The sequence below is a fragment of the Streptomyces sp. STR69 genome, from assembly GCF_024519455.1.
Lineage (GTDB): Bacteria > Actinomycetota > Actinomycetes > Streptomycetales > Streptomycetaceae > Streptomyces.
The window spans coordinates 246,543-264,657 of record NZ_JALJRY010000006.1 but is presented as its reverse complement, the minus strand read 5'-3'; the positions used below and the strand labels follow the sequence as shown (position 1 = coordinate 264,657).

Annotated in this window: 17 protein-coding genes; 8 read left to right on the top strand and 9 right to left on the bottom strand. The window is 69.6% G+C overall.

Going from position 1 to position 18,115, the window contains the following annotated elements:
• Nucleotides 1-47 precede the first annotated feature (47 nt).
• From OC490_RS13525 to OC490_RS13515, 3 genes are all read left to right on the top strand, one after another.
• Nucleotides 48-1,091 carry a 2-hydroxyacid dehydrogenase gene (locus OC490_RS13525; RefSeq protein ID WP_262058143.1) on the top strand — a complete coding sequence of 348 codons (1,044 nt, stop codon included), beginning with the start codon at nt 48-50 and terminating at the stop codon, nt 1,089-1,091.
• 247 nt (nt 1,092-1,338) lie between these two features.
• A complete protein-coding gene (locus OC490_RS13520; RefSeq protein WP_262058142.1) occupies nt 1,339-2,760 on the top strand; it encodes an FGGY-family carbohydrate kinase in 1,422 nt (473 codons plus the stop codon).
• 87 nt (nt 2,761-2,847) lie between these two features.
• The gene (locus OC490_RS13515; protein WP_262058141.1) at nt 2,848-3,081 is read left to right on the top strand and encodes a hypothetical protein; all 234 of its coding nucleotides are present in this window, start codon (nt 2,848-2,850) and stop codon (nt 3,079-3,081) included.
• A 72-nt stretch (nt 3,082-3,153) separates the two neighbouring features.
• On the opposite strand, the gene OC490_RS13510 is transcribed toward OC490_RS13515, so the two are convergent.
• The gene (locus OC490_RS13510) at nt 3,154-3,804 is read right to left on the bottom strand and encodes a DsbA family protein (RefSeq protein ID WP_043669822.1); all 651 of its coding nucleotides are present in this window, start codon (nt 3,802-3,804) and stop codon (nt 3,154-3,156) included.
• Nucleotides 3,805-3,940: 136 nt separating this feature from the next.
• Between OC490_RS13510 and pepN the strand changes: the two genes are divergently transcribed.
• A complete protein-coding gene (gene pepN, locus OC490_RS13505; RefSeq protein ID WP_262058140.1) occupies nt 3,941-6,538 on the top strand; it encodes an aminopeptidase N in 2,598 nt (865 codons plus the stop codon).
• Nucleotides 6,539-6,744: 206 nt separating this feature from the next.
• Nucleotides 6,745-7,782, top strand: coding sequence for a hypothetical protein (locus OC490_RS13500; protein ID WP_262058139.1), 1,038 nt, complete (start codon nt 6,745-6,747; stop codon nt 7,780-7,782).
• Nucleotides 7,783-7,888: 106 nt separating this feature from the next.
• Here the strand turns inward: OC490_RS13500 and OC490_RS13495 are convergent, their stop codons facing one another.
• Together OC490_RS13495 and OC490_RS13490 are read right to left on the bottom strand one after the other, a co-directional pair.
• The gene (locus tag OC490_RS13495; RefSeq protein ID WP_262058265.1) at nt 7,889-9,097 is read right to left on the bottom strand and encodes a glycosyltransferase; all 1,209 of its coding nucleotides are present in this window, start codon (nt 9,095-9,097) and stop codon (nt 7,889-7,891) included.
• Between the two features lie 154 nt (nt 9,098-9,251).
• Nucleotides 9,252-9,647: an ATP-binding protein gene (locus OC490_RS13490; RefSeq protein ID WP_262058138.1), complete on the bottom strand. Its 396-nt coding sequence runs from the start codon at nt 9,645-9,647 to the stop codon at nt 9,252-9,254.
• Nucleotides 9,648-9,848: 201 nt separating this feature from the next.
• Here OC490_RS13490 and OC490_RS13485 point away from each other — a divergent pair, with 201 nt between their 5' ends.
• Nucleotides 9,849-10,730, top strand: a complete 882-nt coding sequence (locus OC490_RS13485) for a helix-turn-helix domain-containing protein (protein ID WP_262058137.1) — start codon at nt 9,849-9,851, stop codon at nt 10,728-10,730.
• Between the two features lie 4 nt (nt 10,731-10,734).
• On the top strand, nt 10,735-11,013 hold the full coding sequence (locus OC490_RS13480; RefSeq protein WP_262058136.1) for a DUF397 domain-containing protein: 279 nt from the start codon (nt 10,735-10,737) through the stop codon (nt 11,011-11,013).
• A 7-nt stretch (nt 11,014-11,020) separates the two neighbouring features.
• Here the strand turns inward: OC490_RS13480 and OC490_RS13475 are convergent, their stop codons facing one another.
• The 6 genes from OC490_RS13475 to OC490_RS13450 all read right to left on the bottom strand — a co-directional run bounded on the left by OC490_RS13475 (nt 11,021) and on the right by OC490_RS13450 (nt 17,350).
• A complete protein-coding gene (locus OC490_RS13475) occupies nt 11,021-12,052 on the bottom strand; it encodes an aldo/keto reductase (protein WP_262058135.1) in 1,032 nt (343 codons plus the stop codon).
• Nucleotides 12,053-12,126: 74 nt separating this feature from the next.
• The gene (locus OC490_RS13470; protein WP_262058134.1) at nt 12,127-13,266 is read right to left on the bottom strand and encodes a serine hydrolase domain-containing protein; all 1,140 of its coding nucleotides are present in this window, start codon (nt 13,264-13,266) and stop codon (nt 12,127-12,129) included.
• Nucleotides 13,267-13,382: 116 nt separating this feature from the next.
• Complete coding sequence (locus OC490_RS13465) at nt 13,383-15,158, bottom strand: TIGR03767 family metallophosphoesterase (protein WP_262058133.1); 1,776 nt, start codon at nt 15,156-15,158, stop codon at nt 13,383-13,385.
• A gap of 252 nt (nt 15,159-15,410) precedes the next feature.
• On the bottom strand, nt 15,411-15,869 hold the full coding sequence (locus OC490_RS13460) for an NUDIX hydrolase (RefSeq protein WP_262058132.1): 459 nt from the start codon (nt 15,867-15,869) through the stop codon (nt 15,411-15,413).
• A gap of 129 nt (nt 15,870-15,998) precedes the next feature.
• Complete coding sequence (locus OC490_RS13455; RefSeq protein ID WP_262058264.1) at nt 15,999-16,889, bottom strand: pyridoxamine 5'-phosphate oxidase family protein; 891 nt, start codon at nt 16,887-16,889, stop codon at nt 15,999-16,001.
• Nucleotides 16,890-16,900: 11 nt separating this feature from the next.
• On the bottom strand, nt 16,901-17,350 hold the full coding sequence (locus OC490_RS13450) for a VOC family protein (RefSeq protein ID WP_262058131.1): 450 nt from the start codon (nt 17,348-17,350) through the stop codon (nt 16,901-16,903).
• A 108-nt stretch (nt 17,351-17,458) separates the two neighbouring features.
• Here OC490_RS13450 and OC490_RS13445 point away from each other — a divergent pair, with 108 nt between their 5' ends.
• A complete protein-coding gene (locus OC490_RS13445) occupies nt 17,459-18,010 on the top strand; it encodes a CGNR zinc finger domain-containing protein (RefSeq protein WP_262058130.1) in 552 nt (183 codons plus the stop codon).
• Nucleotides 18,011-18,115: the final 105 nt, after the last annotated feature.

Sequence of the window (18,115 nt, the reverse complement as noted above, 5' to 3'; positions counted from 1 at the left end):
ATTCGGCATTCCCCGTTCATCGTGGCAAAGAGGGAGGGAGCCCCACGATGACCGAGACCCTGCGTGTCGTCGCCGCCGGTGACCATTTCGTCCTGCCGTCGCTGATCACTTCCGCGATCGCCGAGGAACTGCGCGAACACCCTTTCACTGTCAGCGAGTTGACGCTCGGCTGGCCCCTGGAACCCTTCGGCCGGGTCGCCGAGGTCGAGGAGGCGAGCGACGCCGAGGACGAACTGATCGAGGCCCTGCGCGGCGATGGCGGCGCCCAGGTGCTGGTCACCCAGATGGGCCCGGTCACCGAACGCGTACTGGCAGCCTGTCCCGATCTCCAGCTGGTCGTGGTGTGCCGGGGCGGACCGGTCAACGTCAACCTGGACGCGGCGAAGACCCACGACGTACGGGTGTGCTTCGCCCCCGGCCGAAACGCCGCCGCCACCGCCGAGTTCACCGTGGGGACGATGCTGGCCGCGCTCCGCCGCATCCCACAGGCACACGAACTCCTGGCCGGGCAGGGGAGTTGGGAACAGGGGGCCACCTACTACACCTACGAGCACAGCGGGTTGGAGCTGGAGGACCTGCCGGTCGGTCTGATCGGATACGGGGCGGTCGGCAGCCGCGTGGCCCGCGTTCTCTGCGCCTTCGGCGCCCGCGTCATGGTGTACGACCCTTATGTGCACGGCGAGATCCACGGACTGCGCGTCCCGGCGCTGGACGAACTCCTGCGCCGTTCCCAGGTCATCACACTGCACGCGCGTCTGACCCCCGAGACGCGCGGCCTGATCGGCGCCCGCGAGCTGGCGCTGCTGCGGCCCGGTGCGGTGGTGGTGAACGTGGCGCGGGGTCCCCTCCTGGACGAGGAGGCGCTGTGCGACGCCCTGGAGAGTGGCCAGGTGTCGGCGGCGGCTCTCGACACATACACCCGCGAGCCCTTGCCCACCGATTCAAGACTGTTCGGCCTCACCGACAGGCTGGTCCTCACCCCTCATCTGGGCGGCGCCTCCCGCTCCGTCGCCGAGAAGGCGGCCCGGATAGCAGCAGCAGAGGTGGCCCGCTGGACACGTCGGCAACCGCTCGCACACCAACTCCGTTGAGGGCCCACCAAGTTGCGCTGTCCCCACGCGTCGGCCGAGAGGGCGCCGTAGGGGCGCGCCGGTGTCGAGAGCCCGTGGGGCCCCTCCCACTCGAGCGAAGCCGAGAGTGGGGGAGCGCGGAGGCGCGCAGCGCCGAGCACGGTGGGGCTCTCGACACCGGCTTAAGGCGCCCCGAAGGCGACCGAACCAAAAGAGGTGCGCGCGCGGTGCGTTCACAACACCGGTCCAGCACACAGGAGGTCCCCACATGTACGTAGGAATCGATGTCGGTACGTCCACCGTGAAGGCCGCCGCCTTCGACAGCACCGGCCGTCAACTCGCCGTAGCCGCCCGCCCGGTGGAGCTGTCGATGCACGGCGGCTACGTCGAGCAGGACATGGACGAGGTGTACGGCGCGGTAGTGGCCGTACTCGACGAATTGACGTCAACCGTGACCGAACCGATCGAACTGGCAGGCCTCACCGGCCAGGGCGACGGCGTCTGGCTGGTCGACACGACAGGCCGCCCGGTACACGCCGCCCTGTCCTGGATGGACGGCCGGGCACACGAACTGCTCGACCAGTGGCTGGCGGACGGAACCTTCGAAACGGTGTTCCGACGCACCGGCAGCGCGATGTTCCCGGGCTGCCCCGGCCCGCTGCTGGCCTGGCTGGCAGCGCACGATCCCAAGTCTCTGGACGCGGCGGCGCACGCCCTGTTCTGCAAGGACATGGTCTTCCAGCGGCTCACGGGGGCACCGGCGGGCACCGATGTCTCGGACGCGTCGATGCCGTTCCTCGACCCCAGGACACGGTCGTACGACAACGGTGTCGTCGAACTTCTCGGTCTGACCCGGCGCCGGCGCCTGCTGGCCCCGGTCAGCGACCCGGTCGCAACCGCCGAGACCCACGGCGAGGGACTGCCGGCCGGCACCCGCATCGCGAACGGCCCCTACGACCTGCCCGCCTGCGCACTCGGCGCGGGGGTGACGGAACCCGGGGACGGCCTCCTCATCGTCGGCACCTGCCTCGCCAGTCTCGTCGCGACCACCGATCTCGACCTCTCCGGCGAACCGGCCGGCCTGTACATCTCCCTGGACCGGCCGGGGCACTGGCTCCGCGCGATGCCCGCGATGGTCGGGACGGCGGCCCTGGACTGGGTGCTGTCGACGACGGGCGTCCGGCACGAGGAGGTGGACGCGCTGCTGGCGGCGACCCCGGCCGGGGCGAACGGGGTGCGGGTGCTGCCGTACTTCGCGCCGTCCGGTGAGCGGGCGCCCTTCGTCGAACCTCGCCTCCGTGCCGAACTGACCGGTGTTTCGCTGGAGTCGACGCCCGCCGATCTGATCCGGGCGACCTGCGAGGGCATCGGTTACGCGGCCCGGCACTGTCTGGAGGCGGCGGGCCTGACGGGTTCGCTGGCGGTGTGCGGCGGGGGTACGCGCAGCCCGGCCTGGATGCGGCTGCTCGCTGATGTGCTGGGGCGGCCGTTGCGGGTGGTCGAGGGTGAGGTGGGGGCGCGGGGCGCGGTGCTCGCGGCGGCGGAGCGGTACGGGGTTCCGCTGGACGCGGCGGCCTGGACGCGGCCGACGGAGGTGGTCGAGCCGGACGCGGGGCGGGCGGCGTACTACTCCGCCGGTTTCGAGGACCACCTCGGCCGCCTGGCGGCGGCGCGCGGACGGAGCCGGTGATTGCCGACGGAGCCGGTGATTTCGGCGGCGGGCGGCTGCGATTCGCGGTGTACTACCGGCCTGGCCCCGTGTGGCGAGGAGGAGTTCATGACGGTACTTCGACGATGGTGCCCCAACTGTCTTGGGTGGCAGGACTTCCAGAAGATGGCCGACGCCGAGAAGGCCGCCGTCCGTGCGGAGAAGGGGCCCCGGCACTACGTGGGGGATCTGTGGCGCTGCGCCGTCAAGGGCTGTGTGCGGTACCAGCCGGCGTACCACGCGCGAGGCGGCGGCGATCTCCCCGAGAAGTTCCGTGAGGAGAAGGCCGCCGCCCCGGAGTAAGCACCGCTGTGAGCGCCGCAGTGAGCGCCGCAGTGAGCGCCGCTGTGCTTACCGGTTGCTGAAGTGCTGTGCTTACAGGTTGCTGAAGTCCGGGCCCTTGGTACGCGAGCGCTTGATCTCGTAGAAGCCGGGAACGGACGCGACCGCGACGGTGCCGTCCCAGAGGCGGGCTGCCTCCTCGCCCTTGGGGGCGGGGGTGACGACCGGGCCGAAGAAGGCGATCTGCTCGCCGTCGGGGCCGGGGACGGCGATGACAGGGGTGCCGACGTCCTGGCCGACCTTGTCGATGCCCTCCTTGTGGGAGGCGCGCAGCTCGGCGTCGAACTCGAAGTCCTCCTGGTCGGCGTAGTCGATCAGGTCGGCGGGCAGGCCGACGTCCGCGAGCGCGCCGGCGATGGCCTCGACGGTCGGGCCCTCGCCGTTGTTGTGGATGCGGGTGCCGAGCGCGGTGTAGAAGGGGCCGAGGGCGTCCGCGCCGTGCTTCTGCCAGACGGCGGTGACCACGCGGATCGGCTTCCAGGCCTTGGTGGCGAGCAGCTCGCGGTACTCCTCGGGCAGCTCGTCGATCTTGGGCTCGTTGAGCACCGCCAGGCTCATGATGTGCCAGCGGACCTCGATGTCGCGGACCTTCTCGACTTCGAGCACCCACCGGGAGGTCATCCAGGCCCAGGGGCACAGCGGGTCGAACCAGAAGTCCACGGGGGTCTTGGCGGTCTCAGACATGACGCTCCTCGGAATACGGCCGTTTCCCCACGGCAACACCGCCTCTCGCCACCTCATTCCCGGGTGCCCGCGGTCAGGGGCACATGGCAGGATCAGCCCTGACCATGCAGCGATGACCATCCGAGGGAGTGCCTCCGTGCCCGGTGAGAATCTGTCCCGTGACGAGGCCCGGGAGCGGGCCGCACTGCTGTCCGTCGACGGGTACGACGTGTCCCTCGATCTGCGTTCGGCGGTGGGCGACGAGGCCGGGGACGGGCCGCGGACGTTCCGGTCCGTGACCACGATCCGGTTCCGCTGTGCCGAGCCGGGCGCGGCGAGCTTCGCGGACCTGATCGCACCGGCTGTCACCGCCCTGTCGCTCAACGGGAAGGACCTCGACCCGGGCGCGGTCTTCGACGGTTCCCGGATCCAGCTGGAGGACCTGGCGGCGGAGAACGAGCTGATCGTCGACGCGCAGTGCGCGTACTCCCGTACCGGGGAGGGCATGCACCGCTTCGTCGACCCCGAGGACGGCGAGATCTATCTCTACACCCAGTACGAGCCGGCCGACTCGCGCCGGGTCTTCGCCAACTTCGAGCAGCCGGACCTCAAGGCGCCGTTCCGCTTCGAGGTGCGGGCGCCCGAGGGCTGGACGGTGTGGAGCAACGGTGCCGGTGAACTGACCGACGGGGTATGGAAGTTCGCGGAGACGAAGCCGATCTCGACGTACATCACGGCGTTCCTGGCGGGCCCGTACCACTACGTCACGGACTCCTACTCCCGTACCTTCGGCGACGGTACGACGCTGGAGATCCCGCTCGGCGCGATGTGCCGCAAGGGGCTGGCGCCGTACTTCGACTCGGACGACGTGTTCCTGGTGACGAAGCAGGGGCTGGACTTCTTCCACGACCACTTCGACTACCCGTATCCGTTCGGGAAGTACGACCAGGCGTTCGTGCCCGAGTACAACCTCGGCGCGATGGAGAACCCGGGGCTCGTCACCTTCCGCGAGGAGTACATCTTCCGGGGGAAGGTGACGCAGGCGTCGTACGCGGGGCGGGCGAACACGATCCTGCACGAGATGGCGCACATGTGGTTCGGCGACCTGGTCACCATGGAGTGGTGGGACGACCTGTGGCTGAAGGAGTCCTTCGCGGACTTCATGGGGGTGTTCGCGAGCGTCGGCGCGACCCGTTTCACCGACGCGTGGATCAGTTTCGCCAACCGCCGCAAGGCGTGGGCCTATCGCGCGGACCAACTCCCGTCCACGCACCCGATCACCGCCGACATCCGCGACCTCCAGGACGCGAAGCTCAACTTCGACGGCATCACGTACGCCAAGGGGGCATCCGTACTGAAGCAGTTGGTGGCGTACGTCGGCCAGGACGCGTTCCTTGAGGGTGCGCGCCGCTACTTCAAGCGGAACGCGTACGGCAACACGCGCCTCGGTGACCTGCTGTCGGTGCTTGAGGAGACGAGCGGCCGGGACATGGCGTCCTGGTCGCGGTCGTGGCTGCAGACGGCCGGGGTCAACTCCCTTACTCCGCAAGTGGTGTTGGACGTGGAGGGCGGCCGTGTCGCCGAGCTGACGGTGTTGCAGGAGGCGGCCGAGTCCCACCCCGAACTCCGCCCGCACCGGGTCGTGGTGGGCCTCTACCGGACGGAGAACAAGCGCCTCGTCCGGTACGAGCGGGCCGAGGTGGACGTCGACGGTCCGCGCACGGTCGTGGTCGAGCTGGCCGGTGCGGACGCGCCGGAGCTGGTGCTCGTCAACGACGAGGACCTCACCTACGCCAAGACCCGTTTCGACGCGGTGTCGTTGGCGACCCTGCGGGACCGGCTCGGCTCGCTCACCGACCCGATGGCGCGGGCCCTGTGCTGGTCGGCGCTGTGGAACATGACACGGGACGCGCTGCTGCTCGCGCCCGACTTCATCGACCTGGTGATGCAGTTCGGGCGCCGGGAGACCGACATCGGTGTGCTGCAGGTGCTGCACGCGTGGGCGAACTCCGCGCTGGTCAACTACTCGCCGCCGTGGTGGCGGGAGACCGGCGCGAAGCTGCTGACGCACATCGCGGAGCGGGATCTGCGGAATGCCGAGCCCGGCAGTGAGCAGCAGCTGGCCTGGGCGCGTTTCTACGCGTCGGTTGCGTCGGCGCCGGACGAACTGGCGCTGCTGCGGGGCCTGTTGGACGGCACGGAGAAGATCGAGGGCCTGGTGGTCGACCAGGAGCTGCGCTGGGCGTTCCTGGAGCCGCTGACCGCGCACGGCGTTGCCGACGAGTCCGTGGTGGCCGCCGAGCTGGCCCGGGACGACACCGCGTCCGGCAAGCGGCACCAGGTCCGCTGTCTCGCCGCCCGCCCCTCGGCGGCGGTCAAGGCGCAGGCGTGGGCGCAGGTCGTGGAGTCGGACGCGCTGTCCAACGCGTTCGTCGAGGCGACGATCGCGGGCTTCGCGCAGCCGTCGCAGCGGGAGTTGCTGGCGCCGTACACGGAGAAGTACTTCGCGGCGATCGAGCGGGTGTGGGCGGAACGGTCGATCCAGATCGGCATGGATGTGGTGCGGGGCCTGTTCCCGGCGTTCCCGACCGCCGAGGAGGGTCCGGCGACGCTGGCCGCGACGGACGCGTGGCTGTCCTCCCACGAGGGTGCGGCGCCCGCGCTACGGCGGCTGGTGCTGGAGTCACGGGACGATCTGGCGCGGGCGCTGCGGGCGCAGGCGGCGGACAACGAGGGGCGGGGTTCCGACGGTTGATCGTTGGCCTGTGATTGGCCTCTGCGTGACCGTTACCGAATACAGGTAATCGCAACCGTAACCCCTGGTCCGCCCCATCCGGACCAGGGGTTTTCGGTGCCTACTCGGCATCCGAACGCCTGTCCTTTAGTACCGCATCGTCCGGATTTGTCGACGGGCGTGTAACAGCGGTTAGGGACCGGATCCGGCGCGGGAAACCCCGTTGCATGAACCACAACACCCCCCTCTCCCCCCGCCCCCTCAGCCACCTCTCCGAGGTGCACCGCCGGGTTCTGACGACGGCTCAGCTCCGGGCGCACGGCGTCCCGGCCGCCGAGGTGAACGAGCAGTGCCGGCCCGGCGGCCCCTGGCAGCAGCTCCTCCCCGGCGTCGTCCTGCTGCACTCCGGTCCGCCCACCGGCGAGGAGCGGCTGCACGCGGTGCTGACGTACGCGGCGCGGGAGCGGACGGCCGGTGTCCCGGTCCAGCCCGGCGCGGAGGAGCCGCACCGGCCGACGTACGCGGAGACGATGGTCACCGGCCTGGCCGCACTGGCCCTGTACGGCTTCACCTCGGCCGGGCCGCTCGCCTCCCTCGACCGGATCGACGTCCTGGTCCCCCGGATGCGCCGGCTGCGCTCCACCGGCTGTGCCCGCATCGTCCGCACCCCGGCGCTGCCCGCCGCACGGCAGGTGAAGGGCGTCCCGGTCGCCCCGGTGCCGCGTGCCGTCGCGGACGCGGTGGCCGGACTGTCGGACGCGAACGCGGTCCGCCGGCTGCTCACCGAGGCGGTACGCGGCGGGCACTGCGAACCGGCCGCGGTGGTACGGGAGTTGAACGATGCGAAGCTGCTGAGCCGCCCGCACGTGGTGGACGCGGTGGACTCGCTGCTGGCCGAGGGCCGCGCGATCGCGGAGGACCGCCTCTACCGGATGGTGAGCGAGTACGGCCTTCCCGACCCGGTGTGGAACGTGGACCTGCGGCTGCCCGGCGGCCCGCACCTGGGCGGCCTGGACGCGTACTGGCCCGAGCAGGCGGTCGCCGTGGAACTGGACACCCGCGCCCCGCGCCAGGACGAGGACGCGCTGTGGTCGGAGTACGCCCGCAAGCGCGAGCACCTGGAACGGCTCGGCATCACGGTCGTCCACATCACCCCGAGGAAGCTGCGCGACGGTCTTGAGCAGCAGGCGGCGGTGGTCCGTACGGCACTGATGGCGGCGGCGGACCGTGATCCGGCCGCATATGTCGTGGTGCTGCCCCGGTAGTGACGGACCGGGGCGGGATCAGGAGGGGAGAGGAGGGGCCACCGGGGGGTCGGTGGTCCCTCCTCGTGTGTTCCGTGCGTGTTCGGTCCGTCCGTGCGTGTTCGGTCTACAGGGGGTCGGGGAGGGGTGGCGGGGTCGCGCTGGTGGTCGTGTGGCTGGTGTGCAGGCCGTCGAGGAGGGCGGCGTAGGAGGCGATCATGCGCGTACGGCTGAACCGTTCGCGGCTGCGGGCGTGGGCCTTGGCGAACTCCGCGCGGCCGATGACCGCCTCGGTCCAGGCCGACGCGACGGCGTCCGGGTCGGGGGGCGTGATGATGCCGTGCCCGGCGACGATGGACGCGCTGTCGCCGATGTCGGTGGCGACGGGTACGGCCCCGCACATCATGCCCTCGATGAGACAGAGGGGCGCGGCCTCGCCGAAGGACGACGTCAGCGCGACGACGTCCGACCCGGCGTAGACGGTCTCCATGTCCCGCCGCACACCGAGAAGATGAAGCCTCTTGGCGAGTTGTTCCCTGTCCGCTCCGAAGGCGGCGTCGATGTCGGCGGCGAGGGCGGGCTGGTTGTCGGCGGTCATGCCGGTGCCGCACATGACGACGTGGCCGGCGGGTTCGCGTCGTAGCCACTCGTGGGCGGCGCTGAGGAAGAGCGGGATGTTCTTCATCGTGGCGTAGCGCGCGGCGAACACTACGACGGGAGCGGCATCCGGAATCCCCAGGGAGGCGCGGAAGGCGAGCCGCCGGGCCGGGTCGGGGCGGAAGCGGAGCAGATCCACTCCGTTGGGGATGACGTGGAGGACCTCGGGCGGGATGCCGGCGGCCTGGTAGGCGTCGCGGGTGGACTCCGCGCAGCAGACACAGGCGACGACCTTGCCGTCGGCGATGGCGGCCTTCAGCTCGTCGAGAGCGGCGCCCTGGTGTTCGGGGTCCGAACGGTGCAGGCACACGACGACCGGGCGGCGCGGCAGGCCTCCCTGGTTGAGCAGGGAGAGCGGCTGCTCCTTGAGCGACAGGACGACATCGGCGTCGGCCAGGGCGCGGGCCGCGTCGGCCAGCTCGGGTCCGGAGAACCCGGTACTGATCTGCCCCTCACCACCGCCGAAACTACGCCCGAGGGTGGAGACGCCGACCCCGGCCGCGGTGAGCTGTTGATAGCAGGCGTCGTTCTCCATGGCCTGCCGGGTTGCTTCTCGATGTACTTCTCCGTGGATGCTCAGCACCGAATGATGCTGGCCGCCCTCCACCAGACCCATGATGACGTCGCTGTGGACGATTCGGGCTCCTCCGGAGAAGAAGCCTTCGTAGACCGACAGCACGTGCAGTTCGTGTCTAGCGCGCACACGACCACCCGCCTTGCGTATGAATCGAGCCATCCCCGTGAACAGCGGGTTAGCCGTTATGAGGCGGCACGGAGATTTCGCATGAATGAACTCGGCGTCTCGTATCCGAGTCCGGTTGGTTATCCCGGGGTCAATTGGTGGCGAGGCGGGCGCGGACGGTCTTGCCGACGTCGCCGCGCGGAAACCAGTCAAGCGACTCGGACACCCCGCGAACGACCAGAAGCCCGCGCCCGAACTCCCCACTGGGGACCAGGTTGACCACAGGGAACTCCAGCACCGGGTCCGATACGTCGATCGTCAGCGCGGATTTCTCTTCTTCGTCTACGGCGACCCGCAGCCAGACCTCATGCCCGGGGAGCCGCCCGTGCCGTACCGCGTTCGCGACGAGTTCGGAGGTGACGAGGACGGCGTCGTCGATGTCGCCGGGCCAGTTCCAGAGGGTGAGGCGACGGCGGGTGTGGAGCCGGGCGAGGCGGACGCTCCGCGGGGTCATGGGGTAGCTCATGGACCAGTCGGGGGTGGGCATGGGGTTCCTTTCGGGAGGGGGTGCCCAACCACGGTGACGGGGTTGCTGGTTGACCTGCAATCGAAACCCGCTCGAATATTCAACGGGAACGAAAATGGACTATGCCGAGTTCTGCACAACCGACTGCACGCGCTGCACGCGGGATGCAAGACTCGGCACACAGCACGAAGTAACACGCACAGAGGCACGAGGGCGGTGCACATGGCGGCCAAACGTGGGCGCACGGGCCAACGGCTCGAACTCGGATTACAACTGCGCCAGTTGCGCGAGAACTGCGGACTCGGCGACCGCGGTGGCGGGCTGACCCGTAAGCAGGCCATCCAGGGAACGCGCATCTCGGAAGCCGCCCTGCAGCGGATCGAGACCGGCTCCCTCAACTTCCGAAACGTGGGAGATCTCCGCAAACTGCTGGCTCGATACGGCGTGGCCGACGAAGCCGTCGTCGAGTCCCTGATCAACCTCAACCGGGAGTCGGCGACGCAGGACTGGCTGACCCAGTTCCGGGGCATCATGCCTGCCGGAATGCCTGGCTTCGTCGGGCTCGAACCGGAAGCGCGAGGCATGCGGGCGTACCACCCGACACTGGTGTACGGCCTGCTCCAGACACAGCGTTATGCGCAAGCCCTGCTCGAACTGCACAAGCCGGTCGAGGAAACCACCTCGGAGTTCATCCGCAGTAGCGTGGAGCTGCGGATGAAGCGCCAGGAGGTGCTCACCCGAGAGGATCCGGTCAGGCTCCGCGTCATCCTCGGCGAGGCGGCCCTTCGGTATCCGGTGGGCGGCACTGACGTGATGCACGAGCAGCTCGAAAGACTGGTGACGTTGAATTCCTGGGACCACATCACCATCCAGGTGTTGCCGTTCCGGACCGGATACCGCTCCGCGCACGACTTCGCGATCCTCGAATTCGGCGATCAACTCCCGGCGAGAGTCCAGGTCGACAACGCCTGGGGAGCCCTCTCCACGTCCGACAAACCCCGTGAAGTGGACCGGTTTGCACGCCGGTTCGACTCCATGGTGGCCTCAGCGCTGCCCCCCGAGGACACCGCCGACTTCCTGCACCGACTGAAACGAGAGCTGTAGGTCCATGCCCACTGTCCCCACCGCCACCGCCCTCGCCCCCGAAACGGCCTGGCACAAGTCCTCATACAGCGACGGCACCGGCAACAACTGCGTCGAACTCGCCCCCGAACACGCCTGGTTCAAGTCCTCCTACAGCGACTCGGGCGGCCAGAACTGCATCGAAGCCGCCCGAATCCGCCCCACCGGCATAGCGGTCCGCGACTCCAAGAACCCCACCGGGCCCGCCCTGCTCCTCGCCGCCTCCGCCTGGACCCCCTTCCTCACCCACATCCAACGAGGCTGACCGCCAGTCAGGCAGCCGTACGTTCCTCAAGTGCGCGCCTGCGCAATGCCGTTCGCTGGACGGCCGGCGGGGCGTACGCCATGTCGAGGGTGCCTACGTCCGTGCCGGGCGGGACCAACTCGTCGATCTCGTCGAGGATTTCGTCCGACAGGACGGTCTCCGCACCGGCGAGCAGGTCGTCCAGGTGAGCCATCGTGCGCGGGCCGATGATCGCCGAGGTGACGCCGGGGTGGGTGATCGCGAAGGCCATCGCCAGGTGGGTCAACGGCAACCCCGCCTTCTCGGCGAGCCGGACGAGCTGTTCGACCGTGTCGAGGCGGTGTTCGTCGGTGAGGTGCTTGAAGCCGAAGGCGGAGCGGTGGGTGTCCGGCTGCCCGTCCTTGCGGTAGCGGCCGGTGAGCAGGCCGCCCGCCAGGGGGCTGTAGACCAGCGTGCCCATGCCGTAGCGCTCGCAGACCGGGAGGACCTCGCGCTCGATGCCCCTGTTCAGGATCGAGTACGTCGGTTGCTCCGTGCGGAAGCGGGTCAGGCCGCGTCGCTCCGCCACCCACTGCGCCTCGACGATGTCCGACGCGGGGAAGGAGGACGTGCCGACCGCCCGCACCTTGCCCGCGCGCACCAGGTCGGTGAGGGCCGAGAGGGTTTCCTCCACGTCCGTGTCCGGGTCGGGGCGGTGGATCTGGAACAGGTCGACGTGGTCGGTGCCGAGGCGGCGCAGGGAGTTCTCCAGCGCCCGGACCAGCCAACGCCGGGAGTTTCCGCGCTGGTTGGGGTCGTCGCCCATCGGAAGGTGCGCCTTGGTCGCCAGTACGACGTTGTCGCGTCGGCCACCCTTCAGCGCCTTGCCGACGATCTCCTCCGACTCGCCGCGCGAGTACGCGTCGGCGGTGTCGACGAAGTTGATGCCCGCGTCCAGCGCCCTGTGGATGATCCGGACGGAGTCGTCGTGGTCGGGGTTGCCGATCGCGCCGAACATCATCGCGCCCAGGCAGTAGGGGCTGACCTTGATGCCGGTGCGGCCAAGCGTGCGGTAGTGCATGACTCTCCCCAAGTAAGTGGAACAGCGTTCCGGAAAACCATACGGAACGCTGTTCCACTTACGCAAGCGAACCCTTACTTACCGCAGAACTCCCCCACCACCACCGCCCCCGCATCCCCCGACCAGTCCCCGTTGAAGTTGAACGCCAGCGAATGGCGGCCGTCCGGCGTCGCCACCACCGCCGACGACGAGCCGTGGATACCGCCGTCGTGGCCCCAGAGATGGACACCGCAGGGCAGCTTGATGTCGGAGATGCCGAGGCCGTAGCGCGTGGTCGGGCTGTCGCCCGCCGGCACCGTCGTCTGCATCTCCTTGAGCTGCTTCGCCGGGAGGAGCTTTCCGCCCAGCAGGGCGCCGTAGAAGCGGTCCAGGTCGGCCGAGTCGGAGATCATCTCGCCCGCCGAGGAGGCGAGGGACGGGTTCAGCTTCGTGACGTCGTACGTCGGGCCCGTCGTCTCCTCCGCCAGCTTGCTGTAGGCGCGGCTGCTCGGGCTCGGCACCGTCACCCTCGTGCCGGGGAGTGAAGTCGCCTTCAGGTGCAGGGGGTTGATGATGCGATCGCGGATCTCCGTCGCGTACGAGTGGCCGGTGACCTTCTGGATGACCATGCCGGCGAGGACGTAGTTCGTGTTGGAGTAGTGCCACGACGTTCCCGGCGCGAAGTCCGGCTTGTGGGACATGGCGATCGCCACCAGGTCGGCCGGGGTCTTCGTGTCGTAACGGTGCTGGAAGAAGCCGTCCTTGGTGAAGTACGCGCGGCCGAAGTCGTCGTCCTCCGTGTAGTTGTAGATGCCGCTGGTGTGGTTCAGGAGCCGGCGGACGGTGATCTTGCCGCCGTCGTTGCCGTTGCCCTTGACCACGCCCGGCAGCCACTTCTCCACCGTGTCGTCGAGCGACAGTCGGCCCTCCGCCTCCAGTTGGAGCAGCACCGTCGACACGAAGGCCTTGGTGATGCTGCCGATCCGGTAGCGGTCGTCGGCCGAACGCGGCTTGCCGGTGCGGAGGTTGCCCACACCGGCTGTCGCCGACCAGGTGGTGTCGCCGTCCTTCACCGTGGCGGTGACGCCGGGTACGCCGTCCTGCACGGCCGCCCGGAGCGCCTCCCGTGTCGCCGTGTGGTCCTTCCCGGCGGGCTCCGCCGCGAGCGCGGGTCCCGCCAGTGCGACCGACAGCGCCACCGCCGTCGCGGCCATGAGTGCCGTACGAACTGCCATGTCTTCCCCCTCTGTTGAGCCTGGTTCGGCTCGGTCGGGGGGATGGACACAGCCTTCCGATGCGAAGGTTGCTCCGCTGTACGCAAGTTGAGTGAGTTTCAGCCGTTCTGAAGGGCTCAGCTCTTCTTGAGGATCAGCTCGGTGTTGCGGTCCTTCGCGTCGCCGCCCAGCACCGTGCTGGATCCCGGTGCGTTGTACGACAGTTCGCGGTAGAGGGCCGCGAGGCCGGTCTGGGTGAGGTCGGAGAAGTCGGTGCGGTGCGGGGCCGCGGACTCGATCAGGGTGGTGAAGAGCGACAGCGTGCCGTCCTTGTTGTCCACCAGCTCGATGACCCGGGCGAGTTGGGGATAGTCGACGTGCGAGGCCGTGGAGATCTCCCAGAAGCTGCGGCCGTCGGGCGCCGGGTGCGGGGTGATGACGTTGCGGTGGATGTGGCCGTTGACCCAGGCCAGCACGTTCGGGTGGCTGCCGAGGAGGGCGACGACCGCGTTGCCCTCGTAGCGGCGCTCGGTGGGGTGTGCCGGGTCGGGGCGGGTGTTGTCCATCGTCTTGCTGGTGTGGTGGCTGAAGATCACCGCGTACGAGTCCTTGTTGTCGCGCAGTGTCTTGTCCAGCCACCTCAACTGCGTTGCCCCGATGGACCCTTCGTAGTGGCCGCCCGCGTCCGTGGTGTCGAGGCTGATGCCGATCACGTCGTCGGCGATGCGGAACGCGTAGTACTGCGTGCCCGCGTCGACGTTCGCCGAGGAGTAGCCGTGGCCGACCGGGCCGAGGCCCTGGTAGGCCGGGTCGAGGTGGGCCTTGAGGTACTCGGCGGAGGTGTACGGGGCACGCTTCTCGTCCGGCGTGATCGAGCGCGCGGAGCGGGCGTGCGCCTTGAGGAAGTCGCGGTAGCCGGTGCCCTTGGGGTCCTTGGCGTCCCGGATCGAGTTCTGCAGCTTCTTCGCCTCGGCCGCCGTCACGGTCATCAACTTCTTGCCGCCGATGGCGAGTTCGGTGAGGTACGGGTCCGCGTGGGAGCCGAAGCAGCCGAGCGGGAGTGCGTCGTGGTTGCCGACCGTCGAGTACCAGGGCAGGTTGAGACCGGGGCTGCGGACCTCGCGGATCGCGGCGGCCAGGAAGCCCTTGAGGTGCGGGAAGCCGAGCTGCTTGTCGCCGTCGCGCACGGTGGAGTCGGGCTGCCAGTACAGCTTGAGGCCGCTGTTCTGGACGCCCTCGTAGTGGCGCGGGTCACCGGTGTTGGGGGTGAACCGGCCGCCGCTCATGATCTTCATGAACCATTCCAGCTCGGACTTGGCGTTGTTGTCCGTGTTGTCGCCGGTGGTCATCACGAAGTGCAGCGGGGAGCCGGTGACCGGGGCGCCGCGCAGCGCGTTGACCCGCTCGACCAGTGAGATCCCGCCCTGCACGGTCAGTGCCTCGTGCGGGCGCCAGGCGTGCTTGTCGGTCGAGCGCAGGTACTCCAGGCGCAGCGGGTGCTGGCTGTCCATCAGGTGCAGGTCGGTGAACTGCACGAACGACGCGAGTGCCGTACGGCGGCCCGCGCGCCCGGACTTGGCGGCGGCGAGGTCGGCGCGCACGACGCGCTTCCAGCCGGCGCCGTCGCCGAGGCGGCGGTAGCCGGAGTGGGTGCGCGGGGCGGCGACCGTGGCGAGGGTGGTGCCCTTGGTGTACGGGGCGAGGGGTGCGGCCGGTGCCTTGCGGGACTCCGCCACGGGCGCCTCGGCGTTGGCGTTGGCGGCATGGGCGGCGTCGGTCGTGGCGGCCTGGCTGTCGGTGGGCCGTAGGGCGTAGCCCACGCCCGCGGAGACGGACACGGCCGCGGTGGCGGCGAGGACGGTACGGCGGTTGACCCCCAGCGCGGAGCTGGCGACAGAGCGTGTGCGCGACATGGCGCGATCTCCCCGAGTACGAACTGCGTCGGCAGTGGTCGCGGGTGTTCGCGTCGACCGGTTTTCGATCGCGGTCGCGAACTTCCCGCTCGTACTGGATGCTTGGCATCGGGGATGACCTGCGCGTAAACGAGACGGCAACGTGTAGCGCCGATCACCGTACGTGGATCTTGGCACCCCCTGTGCGTTCGTGAACGCTAGTCGAGCCGCCGGGAGGCGGCTACTCCGCGTTCATCTGCCGGGGTACTGAAGCTATTCCGGGACGCGTTCGACCCGTCCTGCGGCCGGCCGCTCGCGCCACAGCCGCAGCGCGATGTCGATCAACGGGACCCTGCGTAGGCCGGACACGTCGTCCAGCGGGTGCCAGGCGGCCATGTCGGTGGAGCCGCCGATCTCGTTGCGGAGTTCGCCGCCGACGATCCGGCCCTCGTACACGAGCCGGAGGCCGTGCTGGTCCACCTTGCGTCGGTAGCTCCACGGGATGACGTGGTGGATGGAGTCCATGCCCAGGAATCCGGTGACCTCGATGTGGTAGCCGGTCTCCTCCTCCAGCTCGCGTACGACCGTGTCGTTGGGGTGCTCGCCGTGGTCCATGCCGCCGCCGGGGAGGACCCACTCGTATCCGCCGCCCTCGGCGGGCGAGCGGGCCAGCAGGAGCTGTCCGTCCCGGACGCAGACGGCATAGGCGGCGACCCTCAGCTTCTTGCGCATCCGGAGACGCTAGGCGCTCCGCGGGGAGTGCCGCAATGTGAATTCGTTCGGCTGACGCGCCGTCGTGGCTGGTCGCGCCCACGCGGCGGAGCCGCAAATCGATACAGCCCCGCGCCCCTGAAGGGGCGCTTAGCGCGCCGGAGTTGGGTTGGCAGGGGAGTATTCCGGGGCGGACCAGCGGAGTGGGAGCGCGGCCGGGGTCTCGATGGCCTCAGTGAGCGTGAAACGCACCCTGCGTTCCCCGTCCTCCCCGAACTCCGTGCTTGCCTCGCCGGTGAGTTGGAGGGTTGTGCCTGTGTTCCAGTCGAGGAAGAGGAGTCCGGCGCGCGGGTCGGCGAGGAGGTTGCCCAGGCTCAGGAACATGGCGTTGCCCGGGTAGTCCGGCCAGGTCAGCTCGCGGGGCGAAATCGCTTGTACGAAGCCGGGGTTGCCGCCCCGGTGGCTGGCGTCGGCGCCGTGCTCGTGGACGGTGGCGAGGAAGAAGGTGTCGGCCGCCGCGATGAACTCGGCCTGCGCGGCGGTCAGTTCGCCGCCGCGCCGGGCGGCTGCGGGCACGCGGTCCGCGACCGTCTCGTACGACTGCCTCCGCTGGATGTATTTGGGGCAGTTGGAGAACACCCGCTCCGCCTCGATCGTGAACCCCCGTGCGGTGGACCGGAGTCGGCCGTCGACTCGCATACGGCGGCGGGTGCGGGGGTCGAGGGCGATCGTGCCGACGGGCAGGTCCTGTGCGGCGGTGAGGGCCGGGGTCAGGGGGTCGGTCGGACGCGGGCCGCCGGTGACCGAGATCCGGTGGGGGCCCGTCGCCCGGACGAAGCCGGGTGGGCCGGTGAGCGGGGACGCCCAGACCCGGTCCGTGGCCGGGTCGGCGGCGCCCACGATCAAGAGGGGCTGGAGTTCCAGGAAGGCGGCGGCCACGGGTTTGATGCCCTGGCCGATGATCTGGCCGACGTGATCGGCGATGTCGCGCACCCCTGCCCGGTCCTGCACGGCACGGGATCCCGCGTGGTAGGTCTGCATGGCGGCCACGGCTAGAAGAAGCCGCAGGTCGGGGCTTCGGCGTGCGGGGCCGGGGCGTGCTCGGCGCCGGTCGGCACGGAGATCTCCAGGCGGGTGCCGTCCGGGTCGTGGAAGAAGATGCCGCCGGAGGCCGCGCCCTCGCGATGGGCGACCACGCCCTCGTACGCGAAGTCGGCGCCGTACGCCTTGAGTGCCGCCTCGTAGCGCTCGACCTGCTCGATCGAGTCGGCCGCGAACGCGAGGTGGTGGAGGCCTGCGCGGTCACCGCCGTACGGACCCTGTGCCTGCTGCCAGAGGGTGAGGACGGGGTGGTCGCCGCCGTCGCCGAGGAACGCGTACCGGCGGTCGTCGTCCTCCTTGGCCTCGGCGAGTACCGCGAAGCCGAGGACGTCCCGGTAGAAGGCGAGCGAGCGGTCGAGGTCGGTGACGTTCAGGCCGATGTGGCCGGTGTGCAGGGTCATGGAAAGCCCTCCTCTGATCTAACCGTCGTCAATGACGTTAACGGTTAGAATCGAGAGGGTCAACCGGTCACGTACTCTTGACCGGTTAGATCAGAAGGGAGCTTTTCCGTGCCTACCTCCGCGACCACCCCCGACCCCCGCCCGCTCGTCGGCGAACCGCTCGCCCTCGACCTGCTCAACACGCGGTGGATGCGGGACGGAGCCGTGCAGGATCTGCTCTCCAGCCCCCGCGGGCTCGCCGTATGGCTCGGCTCGGCCGGGCTCGGCGAGCGGTTCGAGGCGAATCCGATCACCCTGCTGCACACCAAAATCGCGCGCGACGCGCTCCACACGGTGGTGGACGGTTCACTCGCACAGGGCGCGGCGGACCTCGACCTCGTCCTCGACCAGGGACGGATCCGGGCCACGCTCACCGCCGAGGGCCCCGGCGAGATCCCCGAGTTCGACGACCCCCGGTGGGGCCCCGGCTGGCTCGCCGCCCGCAACTACCTGGAGTTGCTCGCCGCCGCCCCCGACCGCATCCGCCGCTGCGCCCACGAGGCGTGCATCCTGCACTTCTACGACACGTCGAGGAACGGCACCCGCCGCTGGTGCTCGATGGCGGCCTGCGGCAACCGCGCGAAGGCGTCCCGCCACTACACGCGCGTCAAGGAGTCCTGAACCCCCTGCCAGACAGGGGGTTTTCCCCATACATCCATATCGATTCGGTCAACACTTCCCAAACAACTGTCCCTTGGGTAAAGCTGTGCGCTCGTCCGGCACTGG